The 16945-nt window shown below is 68.4% G+C and carries 14 protein-coding genes and 1 tRNA gene; 13 read left to right on the top strand and 2 right to left on the bottom strand.

Annotation, left to right across the window (positions count from 1 at the left end; genetic code table 11):
• Positions 1–33 precede the first annotated feature (33 nt).
• From BLS97_RS00215 to BLS97_RS00175, 9 genes are all read left to right on the top strand, one after another.
• On the top strand, positions 34–1263 hold the full coding sequence (locus tag BLS97_RS00215) for an inorganic phosphate transporter (RefSeq protein ID WP_090474019.1): 1230 nt from the start codon (positions 34–36) through the stop codon (positions 1261–1263).
• A gap of 14 nt (positions 1264–1277) precedes the next feature.
• A complete protein-coding gene (locus tag BLS97_RS00210; RefSeq protein WP_090474018.1) occupies positions 1278–1544 on the top strand; it encodes a hypothetical protein in 267 nt (88 codons plus the stop codon).
• Positions 1544–2194 carry a DUF3349 domain-containing protein gene (locus BLS97_RS23315; protein ID WP_090474017.1) on the top strand — a complete coding sequence of 217 codons (651 nt, stop codon included), beginning with the start codon at positions 1544–1546 and terminating at the stop codon, positions 2192–2194. Before BLS97_RS00210 ends, BLS97_RS23315 begins: the two co-directional genes overlap by 1 nt.
• A 169-nt stretch (positions 2195–2363) precedes the next feature.
• Positions 2364–3218, top strand: a complete 855-nt coding sequence (locus BLS97_RS00200; protein WP_157695077.1) for a DsbA family protein — start codon at positions 2364–2366, stop codon at positions 3216–3218.
• A 141-nt stretch (positions 3219–3359) separates the two neighbouring features.
• Positions 3360–3432 (top strand) — tRNA-Ala (locus BLS97_RS00195).
• A 130-nt stretch (positions 3433–3562) separates the two neighbouring features.
• On the top strand, positions 3563–5341 hold the full coding sequence (locus BLS97_RS00190) for a gamma-glutamyltransferase family protein (RefSeq protein ID WP_407938027.1): 1779 nt from the start codon (positions 3563–3565) through the stop codon (positions 5339–5341).
• A gap of 181 nt (positions 5342–5522) precedes the next feature.
• Positions 5523–7259 carry an aa3-type cytochrome oxidase subunit I gene (ctaD, locus tag BLS97_RS00185; RefSeq protein WP_090474015.1) on the top strand — a complete coding sequence of 579 codons (1737 nt, stop codon included), beginning with the start codon at positions 5523–5525 and terminating at the stop codon, positions 7257–7259.
• Between the two features lie 118 nt (positions 7260–7377).
• Complete coding sequence (serB, locus tag BLS97_RS00180) at positions 7378–8577, top strand: phosphoserine phosphatase SerB (protein WP_090474014.1); 1200 nt, start codon at positions 7378–7380, stop codon at positions 8575–8577.
• A gap of 181 nt (positions 8578–8758) precedes the next feature.
• The gene (locus BLS97_RS00175; protein WP_090474013.1) at positions 8759–9538 is read left to right on the top strand and encodes a peptidyl-tRNA hydrolase; all 780 of its coding nucleotides are present in this window, start codon (positions 8759–8761) and stop codon (positions 9536–9538) included.
• Positions 9539–9571: 33 nt separating this feature from the next.
• On the opposite strand, the gene BLS97_RS00170 is transcribed toward BLS97_RS00175, so the two are convergent.
• Both BLS97_RS00170 and BLS97_RS00165 read right to left on the bottom strand, forming a co-directional pair.
• Positions 9572–11503, bottom strand: coding sequence for an alpha-amylase family protein (locus BLS97_RS00170; RefSeq protein WP_090480886.1), 1932 nt, complete (start codon positions 11501–11503; stop codon positions 9572–9574).
• A gap of 328 nt (positions 11504–11831) precedes the next feature.
• A complete protein-coding gene (locus tag BLS97_RS00165) occupies positions 11832–12908 on the bottom strand; it encodes a LacI family DNA-binding transcriptional regulator (protein ID WP_172832186.1) in 1077 nt (358 codons plus the stop codon).
• 158 nt (positions 12909–13066) lie between these two features.
• Here BLS97_RS00165 and solA point away from each other — a divergent pair, with 158 nt between their 5' ends.
• The 4 genes from solA (at position 13067) to BLS97_RS00145 (ending at position 16917) form a co-directional block, all read left to right on the top strand.
• On the top strand, positions 13067–14206 hold the full coding sequence (solA, locus tag BLS97_RS00160; protein WP_090474011.1) for an N-methyl-L-tryptophan oxidase: 1140 nt from the start codon (positions 13067–13069) through the stop codon (positions 14204–14206).
• Positions 14207–14259: 53 nt separating this feature from the next.
• Entirely contained in the window at positions 14260–15240 is a 981-nt protein-coding gene (locus BLS97_RS00155; protein WP_090474010.1) for an ABC transporter substrate-binding protein, read from the top strand.
• Positions 15241–15307: 67 nt separating this feature from the next.
• Positions 15308–16087, top strand: coding sequence for an amino acid ABC transporter permease (locus BLS97_RS00150; RefSeq protein ID WP_090474009.1), 780 nt, complete (start codon positions 15308–15310; stop codon positions 16085–16087).
• A complete protein-coding gene (locus BLS97_RS00145; protein WP_407938026.1) occupies positions 16087–16917 on the top strand; it encodes an amino acid ABC transporter ATP-binding protein in 831 nt (276 codons plus the stop codon). Before BLS97_RS00150 ends, BLS97_RS00145 begins: the two co-directional genes overlap by 1 nt.
• Positions 16918–16945: the final 28 nt, after the last annotated feature.

The following is a 16945-nucleotide window of genomic DNA, read 5'->3' as shown; positions in this document are numbered from 1 at the left end:
ACACGGGATTCCGGCGCCGACATGATTCGGCCCATGACAGAGTTCATCATCTTGGTGTTGGTCATCGGGACCGCACTCGCTTTCGACTTCACCAACGGCTTCCACGACACCGGCAACGCCATGGCCACCTCGATCGCCACCGGCGCCCTCAAGCCCAAGGTCGCGGTCGCCCTGTCCGGCGTGCTCAACCTGGTCGGCGCATTCCTGTCCATCCAGGTGGCCAAGACGGTCGCGAAGGTGGTGCACATCCAGGACTCCAAGGGCGCCCCGCTGCCGTTCTTCAACGCGCCGGGCGGGCACCACCTCCTGATCACCATCGTGTTCGCCGGGCTCGTCGGCGGCATCATCTGGAACCTCACCACCTGGCTGCTGGGCCTGCCGTCCAGCTCCTCGCACGCCCTGTTCGGCGGGCTCATCGGCGCGGCCATCGCCGGCCTCGGATTCTCCAGTGGCGTCGACTGGACGCTCGTGATCACCAGCATCGTGATCCCCGCCGTGCTGTCCCCGGTGGTCGCCCTGGTGATCTCGAGCGTGGGCACGTGGCTGGTCTACCGCATCACCGCCCGCACTCCGGAGAACGCTCGTGAGAAGGGCTTCCGCTGGGGCCAGATCGGTTCGGCGTCCCTGGTCTCCCTGGCCCACGGCACCGGTGACGCGCAGAAGACGATGGGCGTCATCTTCCTGGCCCTGGTGGCCCACGGGTCCCTCTCGGCCAAGGGCGACATCCCGTTGTGGGTCAAGGTGGCCTGCGCCGTGGCTATCGCCCTTGGCACCTACCTCGGCGGATGGCGCGTCATCCGGACTCTCGGCAAGGGTCTCGTCGAGATCGAGTCGCCGCAGGGTATGGCGGCCGAGTCGGCCTCTGCGGTCGTCATCCTCACCTCGTCCCACCTCGGCCTGGCCCTGTCCACCACCCATGTCGCCACCGGCTCGATCCTGGGCACCGGCGTCGGGAAGAAGGGAGCCCGGGTCCGCTGGAATGTCGCCGGCCGCATGGCTGCGGGCTGGCTGATCACCCTCCCGGTCGCGGCCGTCGTCGGCGCCGTCTGCTGGTACATCGCCGACATGCTCAAGGGTCCGGCGGATGGCCTGTTCGGCATCCTGCTGGTGTTCGCCATCCTCGTCGCCGTCGCGACCTACATCTACGCCAGGTCCCGCCGGGCCCCGGTGCACGCCGGCAACGTGAACGCGGAATGGGACGACGGTTCGCCGGCGGCCCAGCCCCCGGCCCCGGTCGACGCCCGCAGCTCCGCCTCGGTCTGAAGGAGAACAGAGAAATGTCAACCGTCCTCACGTCCATCAGCCCGATCTGGAAGGTCCTGGCCGTCGGTCTCGTCCTCGGAGCCGGCCTGCCCGCCTTGTTCGCCCTGGGTATCCGGACCTCCGCCGGGACCGTCAAGGCCGACGGCAGTACCGCGGCGCCGAACCCGGCCGGCCGGGTCGTGGCCGGGCTCTCCTTCCTGATCGTCGGTCTGGTCGTGGTCGCCGCCATCGTGATCCTGGCCTCCACCAAGGCCTTCCTGGCCAAGTTCGGTCTCTCCTGATGTCGGTCGAGAGCAAGCCCGGCGTGATCTCGTCGGTGCTCAACTGGCTGCGCAAGGGGTACCCGGACGGGGTGCCGACCACCGACTACTTCCCGTTGCTCGCGCTGTTGCGGCGCCGGCTGACGAGCGCCGAACTGGATGAGATCGTCTCCGATCTGACCTCGTCGGGACATCTGCCGGCCGACCGCTCGGTGGTGTTGGCCACCATCGAACGGATCGCCCAGCAGGAACCAACCGAGGAGGACGTGTCCCTGGTGGCGGCCCGGCTCGCCGCGGCCGGATGGCCCCTGGCCGGTCGTCCGGAACCCACGGAGCCGTCGTCGCCGGAGCACCCGACGGTCGGCGCCGCGGCCCAGTCCACCTTCCTCAAGTCGGTGGTCGGCTGGCTGCGCGAGGGCTATCCGCAGGGCGTGCCGCCGCAGGACTACATCCCTCTGCTGGCCCTGCTGCGCCGTCGCCTCACCGACGAGGAGACGATCAAGGTCGCCCAGGAGATCATCGCGGCCGGCGACCGCCCGGCCACCCCGTCGGACATCGGCGTGCTGATCACCAAGGTGACCAACGAGCTGCCGTCCGAGGACGACATCACCCGGGTCCGCGAGCACCTCGAGGAACGGGGCTGGCCGGTCCGTCCGGTCGCCGGTTCCTGACGGCTCTCCCCGGGCCGGAACCTCGGCCGACGGCCAGGGCCACAACGTTTCCTCATCCGGGCCAGCTACGGTGACCACGATCGGTCGCACGCCGTGGAACAAGTGCAGCCCAAACGACCGGCACCAGAGGCGAAAGCCTCCGGTGCCGGTCCTGGTCGTGAGGAGTGTTGTGGCCCAGGGTAAGAAAGCCCAGACCGGATCCGGTCCGAAGCCGGCGCGCGAGCGCAAACCGGTGGTCGACCGCCGGATCCAGCCGCCTCCGGGCACCCGGCAGTCGGTGGCCGCAGCGCGGCAGACGAACGCCGCTTCCAACCGGGTCCAGCTGCGGATCGGCATCGTCGCCGTCGTCCTGATCGCGGCGGTCGTGGTGATCGGCCTGGTCATGAACAAGCAGCAGAACGCCGCTCCGGTGACCGATCACCCGACCTCGACCGCCTCGACGGCCACGGTGGACGCCGGGATCGTCACCGTCACCGGCCCGGGTGCGCCCAAACTCACGCTCGACTTCTACGAGGACGGCATCTGCCCGGCCTGCCAGGACTTCGAGGGCCAGTACGGCCAGCAGGTGATGAAGGCGGTCGACGAGGGCAAGCTCACCGTCCGCTACCACTTCATGAACTTCCTGGACGCCGAGTCGGCGTCGAAGACCTACTCGACGCGGGTGGCCGCGGCCTTCGAGTGCGTGGCCGCCATCCCGGCTGCGGAACAGCCGAAGGGCCTGTTCCTCAACTTCCACACCCGCATGTTCACCTCCGGCACCAAACCGGCCGAGAACGGGAGCGCCGACCTGTCCAACTCCGACATCGCGGCCATTGCAACCAAACTGGGTGCGCCGGCATCGGCCAGCTCCTGCATCAGCAGCGGCGCCAACGTCGACCAGGCCAAGAAGACGGCCGACCAGGCGAAGGTCACGCTGCAGGCGGCCACTCCGAGCGGCCAGGAGATCGCCACGCCGGCGGTCGTCAAGGATGGTGCGGTGCTCAACCTCAACAGCACCAAGTGGCTCACCGATCTCCTCACCTGATCTTGTCGGCGTGGCGTCGGTGCCGGGTCGGCCGGCGGCCTCGGTTCGCCCAAAACGACCGAGACCGGCGCTCTGAACTGGGGTTTCGCGCCGATTAGGAACTGCTCGGTCCCTCTTGGTAATGTTGCCGAGCAGCTTCACGGGGCTGTGGCGCAGCTGGTAGCGCACCACACTGGCAGTGTGGGGGTCAGGGGTTCGAGTCCCCTCAGCTCCACCGTGAACGCAGGGCCCGTCCTCTCCACGAGAGGACGGGCCCTGTTGCATTTGGTCCTGTGTGCTGTCCGGCTGTGTTCCGGTCGACCCCGACGTGCCCGCCCGGGGGACGGCCCGAGCGCCGCCGTAGGTTGGAGGCCGTGAACACAGAGCTTCGGGGCACGTTCGGGATGGTCGCCACCACGCACTACCTGGCCAGTGCCGTCGGAATGGCTGTGCTGGAGGCCGGCGGCAACGCGGTCGACGCGGCGGTGGCCGCCGGGTTCACCCTCCAAGTGGCCGAACCACACCTGAACGGACCCGGCGGCGACATGACCCTGCTGGTCGCCGCAGCGGGCCGCGCGCCGGAGGTGCTGTGCGGGCAGGGCCCCGCCCCGGCCGGTGCCACTCCCGCGCACTACATCGACCTCGGGCTCGACCTGGTCCCGGGCACCGGACATCTGGCCGCCGCCATCCCCGGCTCGACCATGGCCTGGCTCACCCTGTTCCGTGACCGCGGTACCAAGTCGCTCTCCGAGGTACTGGGCTACGCGATCGGCTACGCCCGAGGCGGGGTGCCGGTTCTGCCGGCCATCCATCGCGTCATCGACGGCGTGACGGACCTGCTGCGCGACGAGTGGCCCACCTCGGCCGCGATCTACCTCCGGGACGGGCACGCGCCCGCCGCCGGGAGCATCCTGACCAACCCGGCTCTGGCTGACACCTACGAACGGCTCCTGCGGGCCGGTGGTGAGGGCGATCGCGAGCAGCAGATCGATGCGGCCATCGCGGCCTGGAGGACGGGGTTCGTCGCCGCGGCGGTGGACGAGTTCGCCCGGGTACCGCAGATGGACTCATCGGGGGAGCGGCACGCCGGGGTCATCACCGGAGCCGACCTGGCCGGGTGGGCACCGACCTACGAGCCGCCGGTGTCGGCCGGTTTCGGTGAGTGGACTGTGTACAAGGCGGGCCCGTGGAGCCAGGGACCGGTGCTGCTCCAGCAACTGCAACTGCTCGAAGAACTCGGCATCGCGCCCGGTGCCACGGGTCTCGACCCGCTCGAACTGGCGCACACCACGCTGGAGGTGACCAAGCTGGCCTTCGCCGACCGCGAGGCCTGGTACGGAGATTCAGCGGCGGTGCCGCTGGCCGACCTGCTCTCGCCGGACTACACGGCGTCCCGGGCCCCGCTGGTGGGGCCGACGGCATCGATGGAACTCCGGCCCGGACGGCCGGGTGGCCGCACGCCCCGGCTGGCCGAGGGGATCGGCCGGTCGTTGGACCTTCCGCCCGAGATCGGGATCGGCGAGCCGACGGTGGCCCGGGACGGCCAGACCAAGGGTGACACCTGTCACATCGACGTCGTCGACCGGTGGGGCGGCATGGTCGCGGCGACTCCCAGCGGCGGGTGGCTGCAGTCGTCGCCGGTCATCCCGGCCCTCGGATTCGGTCTGGGCACCAGGCTGCAGATGTCCACGCTGGAACCTGGGCTGCCTGCGTCCCTGATGCCGGGGCGACGCCCGCGGACCACGCTGTCGCCGTCGATGGCCGGGCGGGGCGACCGGGTGGAGATGGCCTTCGGCACCCCCGGCGGGGATCAGCAGGACCAGTGGCAGTTGGGATTCCTGCTGCGTCTGCTGCTCGATCCGCGCGGCCGGGACCTGCAGCGGGCCATCGACGGCCCGTCGTTCCACTGCACCGCCTTCCCGAGCTCGTTCTATCCCCGGGAGAGCTACCCCGGCCAGGTCGTGATCGAGGAGCGATTCCCGGACGACGTCCTGGACGGCCTGGCCGCGCGCGGACATCAGGTGGTCCGCGCCGGACGGTGGGCCCTGGGCCGGATGTGCGCGGTGGCGCGGGATCCGATCACCGGCTGGCTCGCCGCCGGGGCCGACCCCCGGAGCAACCAGGCCTACGCCGCGGGACGTTGATCTTGTCCTGCTCGTGGCCGCCGATCGGACCCGCCCCGGTGGCCGGAACGGGTAGGGGAAAGGCGCGAGTCCCGGCGCCCCGGCGTCGTCTTCTACGCATTGTCGGACTAAGCTCCTACACGTCGCCGGTCCTGCCATTTGGGCTGCGATGCCAGTGCGCCGATTTGCTGGAGGACCGCCCGTGACAGCCGTAGCCCCACGCCCCGTTGTGAGTCGGGCGTACCCCGTCAACAAGCTCCGACCCGGAGTCGCCCTGCTGGGCTACCTGAAGACGACCGACCCGAAGACGCTGGGCAAGATGTACATCTGCACCGCGTTCTTCTTCTTCATGGTCGGTGGGGTGATGGCGCTGCTGATGCGCGCCGAGCTCGCCCGCCCGGGTATGCAGTTCCTGACCAACGAGCAGTACAACCAGCTCTTCACCATGCACGGCACGATCATGCTGCTGTTCTACGCGACGGCCATCGTGTTCGGGTTCGCGAACTTCGTACTGCCCCTGCAGATCGGCGCACCCGACGTCGCCTTCCCGCGGTTGAACTCGTTTTCCTACTGGCTGTACCTGTTCGGCTCCTGCATCGCCGTCTCCGGGTTCTTCACCCCGGGTGGCGCCGCGGCCTTCGGCTGGACCGCGTACACCCCGTTGTCGAACTCGGTGAACTCCCCGGGGGCCGGTGGCGACCTGTGGATCATGGGTCTGGCCGTTTCGGGTCTTGGCACCATCCTCGGCGCGGTCAACATGATCACCACGGTGATCTGCCTGCGCGCCCCGGGTATGACGATGTGGCGACTGCCCATCTTCACCTGGAACATCATGGTCACGTCGATCCTGATCCTGATCGCCTTCCCGGTGCTCACGGCGGCGCTGTTCGGATTGGCGGCCGATAGACATTTCGGCTCCCATGTCTTCGACCCGGCCAACGGCGGCGCGATCCTCTTCCAGCACCTGTTCTGGTTCTTCGGACATCCCGAGGTGTACATCATCGCGTTGCCGTTCTTCGGCATCGTCTCCGAGGTCTTCCCCGTGTTCTCCCGGAAACCGCTGTTCGGCTACCGCGGACTCATCTACGCGACGCTGTCGATCGCCGCGCTGTCGGTGGCTGTGTGGGCGCACCACATGTTCGCCACCGGCGCCGTGCTGCTGCCGTTCTTCTCGTTCATGACGTTCCTGATCGCGGTGCCGACCGGCCTGAAGTTCTTCAACTGGATCGGCACCATGTGGAAGGGACAGATCACCTTCGAGACGCCGATGCTGTTCGCGGCCGGCTTCCTGGTGACGTTCCTGTTCGGCGGGCTGACCGGCGTCATCCTGGCCTCACCGGCGCTGGACTTCCACGTCTCGGACTCCTACTTCGTGGTGGCGCACTTCCACTACGTGCTGTTCGGCACCATCGTGTTCGCCACCTACTCGGGCATCTACTTCTGGTTCCCGAAGATGACCGGGCGGTTCCTGGACGAGGGGCTGGGCAAGTTCCACTTCTGGACCACCTTCTTCGGATTCCACTTGACGTTCCTGGTGCAGCACTGGCTGGGCAACATGGGTATGCCGCGTCGCTACCCGGACTACCTGCCGTCGGACGGGTTCACCACCCTGAACACCATCTCGACGATCGGCTCGTTCATCCTCGGCGCGTCGACCCTGCCGTTCATCTGGAACGTCTTCCGGTCCCTGCGCCACGGCGAGGTCACCACGGCGGACGACCCGTGGGGCTACGGCAACTCGCTCGAGTGGGCCACCAGCTCGCCGCCGCCGCGCCACAACTTCACCTCGCTGCCGCGGATCCGTTCCGAGCGCCCCGCGTTCGAACTGCACCACCCGCACATGATCGAGCGGATGCGCACCGAGGCGCACCCGAACCGCGACTGGGTGCCACTGGATCAACTCGAATCCAGCGATGCCCTGAGCATCCCGAAGAGCTGACCGTTCGTCCACGGCGAGGTCCGCGCCGCGCATCTGCGCAGCGCGGGCCTCGTTGCATGTCGGTCTGAAGTTGGCACCTCTCCTGGTACGTCTCGCATCGGTAAGAAGGAAATCCGTCATGGCCTCAGTGCTGATCACCGTCAGCGGACCGGACAAGCCCGGCGTCACCGGTGTGCTGTTCACCGCGCTGTCGGCCCACCGGGTCGAAGTGCTGGACGTCGACCAGGTCGTCATCCGCGGGGCGTTGACCCTCGGAGTGCTCGTCGCGACCCCTGGTGACCCGGAATCGTTGCAGGAGCACGTCGAGCAGGCGATGCATTCGCTGGGCATGCGGGTGTCGGTGGCCATCGACCGGGCCGGCGACGACGAGCGACGCAGCGCGACCCACATCGTGGTCGTGCTGGGCCGCCCGCTGCAGGCCAGCGCCATCGGCGCGTTGGCCCGGACCTTCGGCGACATCGGGGTCAACATCGAGACCATCACCCGCATCGCCGACTACCCGGTCACCGGGCTGGAGCTCTCGGTCACCGCGCCCGACGACGAGCAACTGCGGTCGGCGGTCGCGGCCGTCGGCACCCGGGCCGGGGTGGACATCGCGGTCCAGCGGTCAGGTCTGGCCCGTCGGGCGAAGCGGTTGATCGTCTTCGACGTCGACTCCACCCTGATCACCGGCGAGGTGATCGAGATGCTGGCCGACCACACCGGCACGCGGGCCGACGTCGAGCGGATCACCGCCGCGGCCATGCGCGGTGAACTGGATTTCGCCGAGTCGCTCCGGGAACGGGTGGCCATGCTGGCCGGCCTGGACGCCGCCGTGCTGGACCAGGTCGGGGAGAGTCTCGAGCTGACCCCGGGGGCCCGGACCACGATCCGCACCCTCAAGCGGCTGGGTTACAAGTGCGGCATCGTGTCCGGCGGGTTCACCCAGGTCGCCGCGCATCTGGTGCGGGAGCTCGACCTGGATTTCGTCGCCGCCAACACCCTCGAGGTCGTCGACGGCCGGCTGACCGGCCGGGTCGAGGGCGAGATCGTCGACCGGGCCGGCAAGGCGAGGGCACTCGAGCGGTTCGCGTCGCTGTCCGGAGTGCCGATGGACCAGACCGTGGCCGTCGGCGACGGGGCCAACGACATCGACATGTTGACCACGGCCGGCCTCGGCATCGCGTTCAACGCCAAGCCGATCGTCGCCGACGCCGCGGACACCGCGTTGAACCAGCCGTTCCTGGACCCGGTGCTGTTCATCCTCGGCATCACCCGCGAAGAGGTCGAGGAGGCCGACGCCGCCGACGGTCACCTCCGCCGCGTCCCGCTCGCCTGACCGCCGTGGCCGACCGACGCTGCCTGCCGGCCTGCGCGGGCCGGCCGGCTCAGAGGACCCCGGGTGTGCCGTCGTTCGGCGTGGATCAACTTCGCAGGCATGGACGAAGTTGACGACTTCTGCCTCAGGCGTCCCAAACCGTGAAAGTTGATCCACGCCGAACCGACGACCAGGAGCCACGATGACCGGTGAAGTGCTTGCTCCGCTCCGCGCCCGTTACGCCTATTGGCTGGGCCTGGACGACGACGAGGTACTCGTCGACCGGGAAGAGGCGGCGGGCGACATCCGTGCCCTGCAGCTGTTGCTGCGGATGGAGCGGGACCGGCCCCCGTCCTGGCACACGGCATTGGCGATGGCCGCGACCGGGAGCGCGGCCATCTGCCTCGACCCCCGATCGGAACCCGACGGCGAGTGGTACGAAGCGGTGCGCGACTACTGCGCCGGGCACATCCGAAAGGTCACCCGACGCGGCCGGGGGGCCCAGTGGGAAGCGACCGCCGTACTGCCGGGGATCACGATGACCGACGGGGACACCGAGGTCAGGGCACTGGTGCCCGGGCGCGTCCAGGACCTCGACAAGCGGGTGGCCAAGCTGCAGGTCGGCGGCACCGATGTCGAGCCCGACGAGGTGGCCGCCCGGCCGGCCGACAACGCGTTGCTGATCTACCTGCCACCCGCCCCGATCATGACGCTCGGGAAGGCGATGGCGCAGACCGGTCACGCCGGGATGATCGCCGCGGCCCTACTGGCCGGTGATCAGCCACGCCTGCAGGCCTGGCTCGACGCCGGCCTGCCGTCGGCCGTCCGTCGGGCGACGGTCGATCAGTGGACCGAGTTGGCCCGGGCCACGGCGGACGACGGACGGGCATGGACCGGCGAGCGCCTGCTGGCCGTCCGGGACGCCGGCTTCACCGAGGTCGCCCCGGGCACGATCACGGCGATCGCGCGGGCCGGCTGGTGACGTTCGGGCCCTCCGGGCGCTGACGCGCGTGCGTCAGCCCGCGGTGATCCACAGGGCGGCGTAGGGCGGCAACCAGACGTTCCCTTCATCGCCCGGACGGACGGCATCGCCCGAGATCTGATCGATGCCGTCGGCCAGGCCGAACTCGGCCAAGCGGTCTCCGGGCCAGGACCGCCAGCTGTCGGTGACGTTGTACAGCTGCAGCATCGGGCCGACCGGATGCCGCCGCAGCACCGGCAGCACCCCCGGGTCGGACAGCGCCGGGATCTCGGCCGCGACCGAGGCGTGCAGGTGGGGCAGACCGGACCTGACACCGATGAGATGGCGCAGCACCCCGAACATCCGGCCGGCCGGCGTGGTGCCGTCCGTCCGGCGGGCGGCCAGGTCCCACGGCATCGACGGTCGATGAGTCCAGCGGTTGTCGTTCTCGTGCCCGGGTTCGTCGGCCCAATGCAGGTCGTTGGTCAGGGCGAGTTCGTCGCCCATCCAGACGACGGGGATGCCGCCCCAGCCGAGCACCATCGCATAGGCCACGAACATCCGCCCGATGACGAGATCGAGTGCTGCGCTGTCGTTCTGCTCGATCGCGGATTCGAGACCGTTGAGGCTGGCCGCCATTCCGCTGATCCGGCGGTCACCGGTGGCCGGGTTGTACTGGAACACCAGGCCCCGGGCCGGGGAACCGGGAAACACCCCGGAGTAGTAGTCGGACAGGAATGCCCGGTGGTCGCGCCCGGACAGGCCCAACGCCGCGGCGTCGTCGTCATCGATGGCCCAGCCGATGTCGTCGTGACACCGCAGGTACGTCACCCACGCCGTGGTGCTCGGCGCGACCGGCAGGTTCCGCAGGGCATAGGCGGCCGGCCGGGCGTCCCGCGCGGCCAGCATCGACCAGATCTGCACCATCAGCGTGTTGTGATAGGCGATGTCGCTGACCTTGCCGTGGTGGTTTCCCTGGCCGAGGTAGTGCACCAGGTCGGTCGGCCCGACGATCGCCTCAGCCTTGAAAGTCACTGCCGGACAGGCGATCCGGGAAACCGCTCGCAGGGCCTGGGTGATGAAGTGCACCTCCGGCTGATTCTGCGAGTTCGTCCCCAGTCGTTTGAACATGAAGGCAATGGCATCCAGTCGCAGGACCTGCACCCCGGTATTGGCCAGGAAGAGAATGATGTCGGCGTACTCGTAGAAGACGTCCGGGTTGGTCCACTTGACGTCCCACTGGAACGAGTTGAACGTCGTCCAGACCCAGGCCTTCAGGTCGTCGTCGAAGGTGAAATTCCCGGGCGCGAAATCCGGGAACACCTCGGGCAGGGTGCGCTCGTAGGCGTCGGGCATCGTGCGGTCGGGGTAGGTGTAGAAGTACTCCCGGTATCGCTCGTCTCCGGCCCGCGCCTTCTCGGCCCATTCGTGTTCGCGGGCAACATGATTCAGGACGAGGTCCAGGACCAGGCTGATGCCGGAGTGTCGCAGCGCGGTGGCCAGCGTGGTCAGATCGGCCACGGTCCCGAGGTCCTCCCGGACCGTGCGGTAATCGGCCACGGCGTAACCGCCGTCGCTGTCACCGGGCCGGGGCCGCAACAACGGCATGAGGTGCAGGTATGTCACGCCCAATTCCTGCAGATACCCGATCTTGTCCTGCACCCCAGCGATCGTTCCGCCGAATCGGTCGGTGTACGCGGCATAGCCCAGCATGTCGCTCTGCTGGAACCAGTCCGGCGCCAATGTGCGCTCGGCGTCCAGACGGCGCAGTTCCGGATCACGCGCCAGAAACGCCGCGGCGGCCAACCGCACGAGCCGTTCGCCCAGGCCGTCGGCATCCTCGGGGGAGTAGACGCCGGCCAGGCCGTCGCGCAGATCGGCCCACCACCGGTCGAGGCGGAGGCCGAAGGTCTCCCGCAGATCGGCTGGTGCCGCGGCGAGGGCCTCGTCGGCGATGGCGTGGACAGACTCCGGAGCGCGGCGCATCGTCTCATTCTGGCGTAAGTTCCGCCCCCGGGTGAACCCGGTCATCGAGCCGGCGCCGGACCGACGCCGAGCACGTGTTTCTGCTCGACCGTCGGCGCCGGCGAGACAGGATGCAGCCGACCGCAGGACCACCGCGGCGGAAGCGAGCGGGCGACGTACGTCCGGCTGCCCGCTGTCGAAGCATGTGTCGGGAAGCGGACGCCGGCCGGTTCGGTGCCGCCTGTCGACGGACCCCGCCCATCGATGGACCAGGCGCCGCTGCTCACCGCGCTCACCGGGTGGACGACATTCCTGGGTGCTGAACCGAGATGCGACCACGGCCCGTCGGCTATCGCTTCGGCGGTGGTTCGCCGATCGAGCCGCGGCGGTGGAATTCGGTCGGGAGGATCAGGTGCTGGTGCGGTCGGGCGGGATCGGCGATGCGCTCCAGGAGCATTTCTATTGTTCGGGTACCCAATTCATAACCCGGCTGCGCGACGGCCGAGATCGCCGGATTCGTGGCCAGCGCCCAGGGTACGTCGTCGCCCATGGCGAAAGAGATGTCGGCCGGGACCACCAGGCCGGCATCGCGGATGGCCCAGAGCACCTCGATGGCGATCACGCTGTCGGACGCGAAGATGGCGGTGGGTCTCTCGGGCAATGCCAGCAGGTCCGCGGTCACCCGGTAGGCCGCGCCGGTGACGAAACCGGCCAGTCGCAGATATTCTGCGGCCGGCGCCCTTCCGGGCAGTGTTTGCATTGCCTGCAGATAGGTCTCGATGCGGTCGGCACCGCTGGAGGTGATGGTGGAGAGCCCGTCCGGCTGGTCCAGGCTGTCCGGGTCGGCGGCCGAGATGAATGCGATGCGGCGGTGTCCGGCGGCGATCAGGGTCGCAAATGCGTCGCGCGCGCCCAACTTGTTGTCGGCGGTGACCTGGTCGCAGCCGAGGTCGTCGATCCGGCGGTCGAGCAGCACCAAGGGGAATCCTTCGAGCTGCGCCTCGACCAGGTGTTGAATGTCCGTCCGGGACGCTGCGGCGACCACGACGCCGTCCACCCGCTTGTTGAGGAGCAGTTCGAGGCCCAGCTCTTCCGCTTCCAGGCTTTCGTCGGTGTTGACCACCATGACCTGGTAGCCCTGGCGTCGGGCGGCATCGCTGATGCCGCGGGTGGTCTGCGCGAAGAACGGATTGCTCATGTCGGCCACCACCACCCCGATGGTCGAGGTCTTTCCGGTGCGGACATTCCGGGCGACGACATTGGGCCGGTATCCGAGTTGGGCGGCGGCATCGGCGACACGCGTGCGGACCGAGGGACTGACCGACCCGTAGCCGCCGAGCGCCCTCGACGCAGTGGCGCGGCTGATGCCGGCCAGGCGTGCGACATCGGCGAGAGTTGCTGCGGTCAAGTGTTTCGTCGAGGTCACGGGCAAGTTTTCTTCCTGTCGGGTCTTGACACGACTCTACCGGGGACTTCATGCTGCTCTCGTGGTTGAGATCGATCTCAACAATACGCCCCGGTCGCGCCGAGCGGGTGTCTTTCCATTGCCCGTCGTGTTCGCCCCTGGATTGAGGAGATCGCCCCGTGCCAGTTCTGGACGCCGAGTTCGCTGTGGTCGGTCTGGGTGCAATGGGTTCACATGCGTTGTGGCGGTTGGCTTCCCGTGGCAAGGAAGTGCTCGGCTTCGAGCAGTTTCAGCCGGGCCATCCATTCGGGTCGACCCACGGCAAGACCAGATTGTTCCGGACCCTGTGTCTGGAACACCCCGGTCTGGTGCCAATGGCCCGCCGTTCGATCGACCTTTGGCGGGAACTGGAGGCCGAGACGGACACGTCCATCGTCTCGTTGTGCGGCTTGTTGAACATGGGTGCCACGGAGTCCGGGGTGATCCGCGGGGTGCAGGCCGCCGCCGCGGCACACGGCCAGGCGGTGCGGAGGCTGACCGCGGCGGAGATCCGCAAGGAGTTTCCACAGCATGGACGGGTCGGCGACACCGACGTGGCGATTCTGGATCCGATCGCCGGTGTGGCCCGACCCGAAGCGGCCGTCCTGGCCGCGACGAGCGCGGCCGCGGCGGCCGGTGCCCGGCTGTTCACCCAGACCGGGGTGATCGACGTGACCGTGGTCGACCAGGGGGTCCGGATCCGCACGGCGGCGCGCGATTTCCTTGTCGCCCAGGCGATTGTCACGCCCGGACCGTGGTTGAGCCACCTGATGCCCGGCCTGCCCATGCTTCCCACCCGCACCCCGTTGACCTGGTTCACCCCGTCGCATGATCCGGGGACGTTCTCGGTCGACCGCTTCCCCGCCTTCATCCGAGATCTCGGTGAAGGCAATCGCATCTGGGGTCACGGGTCGGACACCGACCACGACGTGAAGGTCGGTCCGGAGGACGATCCGCACTACAGCCTGGTCAACCCCGATCTGGTCGACCGATCGATCAGCACCGACGACTACGCCCTGGTGTCCCGGTTGGTGAGCGAGTTCCTGCCGGACCTGGACCCGCAGCCCAGCGGTGTCGCCGCCTGCATGATCACCCGAACGCCGGATCACCAGTTCCTCCTCGGCCGCCCGTACGGCGATCCACGCCTTCTGCTGGGTGGCGGCGACAGCGGCCACGCGTTCAAACATGCCCCCGGCCTCGGCGAGGTGCTGGCCCAACTGGCCTGCGGGGAAGAGCCGTTCACGGACATCGACTTCATGGACCCGAACCGCTTCCGGTAGTTCCACCGTTCGGCAGAACGCCGACCGGCCACGCTCTGAACAGGAGATCCACCGTGACACGACCCATCGGTTCGATCGTGCGCCGCACCGGCGCCGCCGTAGCCCTGAGCCTGACCGCCGTCCTGGTCGCGGCCTGTGGCAGTTCGTCGACCAGCACCGCCGCCTCCTCCGACACCTCGGCACCGGTCGCGGCGTCGCTGGCGGCCATTTCCGCCGTCGCCGCGCCGGCCAGTCCGGCCGCGTCGATCAGTGCCGGCCCTTCCTCGGCCCAGGCCTCCGCCGCACCCGGCAGCGCGGCCGCCGTCCCGGCCGTCACGACGCAGACTCCGGGAACGTTGCTGGTCGGCACCGTGTCCGACGGGAAGCCGAACGCCTACCTGGAGAACAATCAGTGGAAGGGCTTCGACCTGGATCTGATCACCGCGATCGCGAAGGACATCGGACTGAAGGTCGAATTCCGGGCCATCGACTTCTCGGCATTGTTCCCGGCCGTCAGCTCCGGCCGGTTCGACATCGGGGCCGCCTCCAGCGCCGGAACCGTCGAGCGGCAGAAGATCGTCGGGTTCAGCAAGGGGTACCTGATCGGCTACCTGGGTGTGCTGACCAAGAAGACCTCCGGCATCACCAACGCGGCCTCGACCGCCGGCAAGCGGATCGGGCTGCTCCAGGGCTCCATCCAGGAGGCCTACGCGAAGCGGGACTTCCCGAAGGCAACCGTGGTCGAATTCCCGGACAGCAATTCCGGGGTCGCCGCCCTGGAATCGGGCACCATCGATGGCTACTTCCTCGACTACGTGGCCGGGCAGCCCTACACGAAGCAGCACACGGACCTGGTGGAGCCCATTTCCGTCCCGGCGTTCGATCTGCCGGCCGCCTTTCCGATCGCCAAGTCCAACACCGGACTGATCGCCGCGGTCAATGCGGCCATGGTGACGGAAGTGAAGAACGGTACCTATCTGCGGCTGTACAAGCAGTACTTCCCGGGCATCCCGGTCCCGGGTCAGCTCCCGCCGTACGCGCTGCCCACCTCCTGATCCGGCAGGGTGCTGTCGCGGCCGAGCCGCGGCAGCACCCGCTCCTGCACAGTAAGGGCGTGCACCGATGAACAACTTTCTGGAGACGTTCTTCAACTGGACGTACATCAAGCAGGTCATTCCTGACCTGCTGGCGACCGGCCTGAAGAACACCATCATCCTGGCCGTGAGCTCGTCCATCCTGGGCTTCGTCCTGGCCATGGTGCTGGCCGTCATGGGGCTGTCGGCTCGCTGGTACATCAGATTGCCGGCTCGCATCTTCACCGACGTCTTCCGTGGCCTGCCGGCGATCCTGACGATCCTGGTGCTCGGACAGGGACTGGCGCCGCTGGGTATGCGGATGTTCGGCCCGTCTCCGTACCCGCTGGCGATCCTCGCCCTGGCCCTGATCACCGCGGCCTACACCGGCGAGATCCTGCGGGCCGGCATCCAGAGCGTGGAGAAGGGTCAGCTGGAAGGGGCCAGGGCCCTGGGAATGACGCGTGGTTCGGCCATGTTGCTCGTCGTCATTCCGCAGGGGGTGCGTCGGGTGCTCCCGTCGCTGGTCAACCAGTTCATCGCGGTGATCAAGGACAGCAGCCTGGTGTACTTCCTGGGGCTGGTGGCCTCCGAGCGGGAGATCTTCCGCATCGGTCAGGATACGGCGGTCACGACCGCCAACCTCTCGCCGCTGGTGGCCGCCGGGATCCTCTACCTGCTGATGACGATCCCGCTCACCCATCTGATCAACTTCATCGACAAGCGGCTCCGCGAAGGCCGCCCCCACCCGGTCGCCGAACCGCTCGTCGTGCTGGATGGCGAAGCTGCGCCCGACCAACCGGTATTGATGCCGATGGAGCGTCACTGATGTCACTGATCCAGGAGACCGGCATGAAAGCCACCACGAACGTCCCGTCGTCGACGAGCATGCCGATCGATGCATCCGGCGACCCGGTGAATCTCGAGCGCTTCGACGGCGGAAGCCTTGCCGTCCAGGAGATCACGATGAGCTTCGGTCCCCTCAAGGTGCTCCACGGCGTCAGCTTCGAGGTGGCGCAGGGTGAGGTCGTCTGCATCATCGGACCGTCCGGGTCGGGCAAGTCGACCGCGCTGCGGTGCATGAATCGCCTCGAACAGCCCACCGGGGGCGACATCCTGCTCGACGGCGAGAGCACGCTCACCATGTCGGCGGATCTGTTGCGCCAGCGCGTCGGAATGGTGTTCCAGCAGTTCAACCTATTTCCACACCGCACGGTGCTGGACAACATGACGCTGCCGTTGCGGCGGGTCAAGAAGCTGTCCAAGGAGGTGGCGCGGGAGTGGGCGTTGGCCGGCCTCGCGCAGGTCGGGTTGAGTGACAAGGCCACCTACCGCCCGGTGCAGCTCTCCGGTGGCCAGCAGCAGCGGGTGGCGATCGCGCGGGCTCTGGCCATGCGTCCCGAGGCCATGTTGTTCGACGAGGCCACCAGCGCGCTGGACCCGGAACTGGTCAAGGGGGTGCTGTCGCTGATGGCCGACCTGGCGCAGCGGGGAATGACCATGGCCGTCGTGACCCACGAGATGGGCTTCGCCCGCCGCGCGGCCCATCGGGTCGTCTTCATGGACCAGGGGCAGGTGGTGGAGGACGGACCGCCGGACCAGATCTTCGACGATCCGCAGAGCCCTCGCCTGAAAGCCTTTCTCGCCGAGGTTCTCTGACCGGGAACCGGCGGCCGCTGCTCCGTGG

The sequence above is a fragment of the Nakamurella panacisegetis genome (assembly GCF_900104535.1).
GTDB lineage: Bacteria > Actinomycetota > Actinomycetes > Mycobacteriales > Nakamurellaceae > Nakamurella > Nakamurella panacisegetis.
This window is presented reverse-complemented; position numbering and strand designations above follow the sequence as displayed.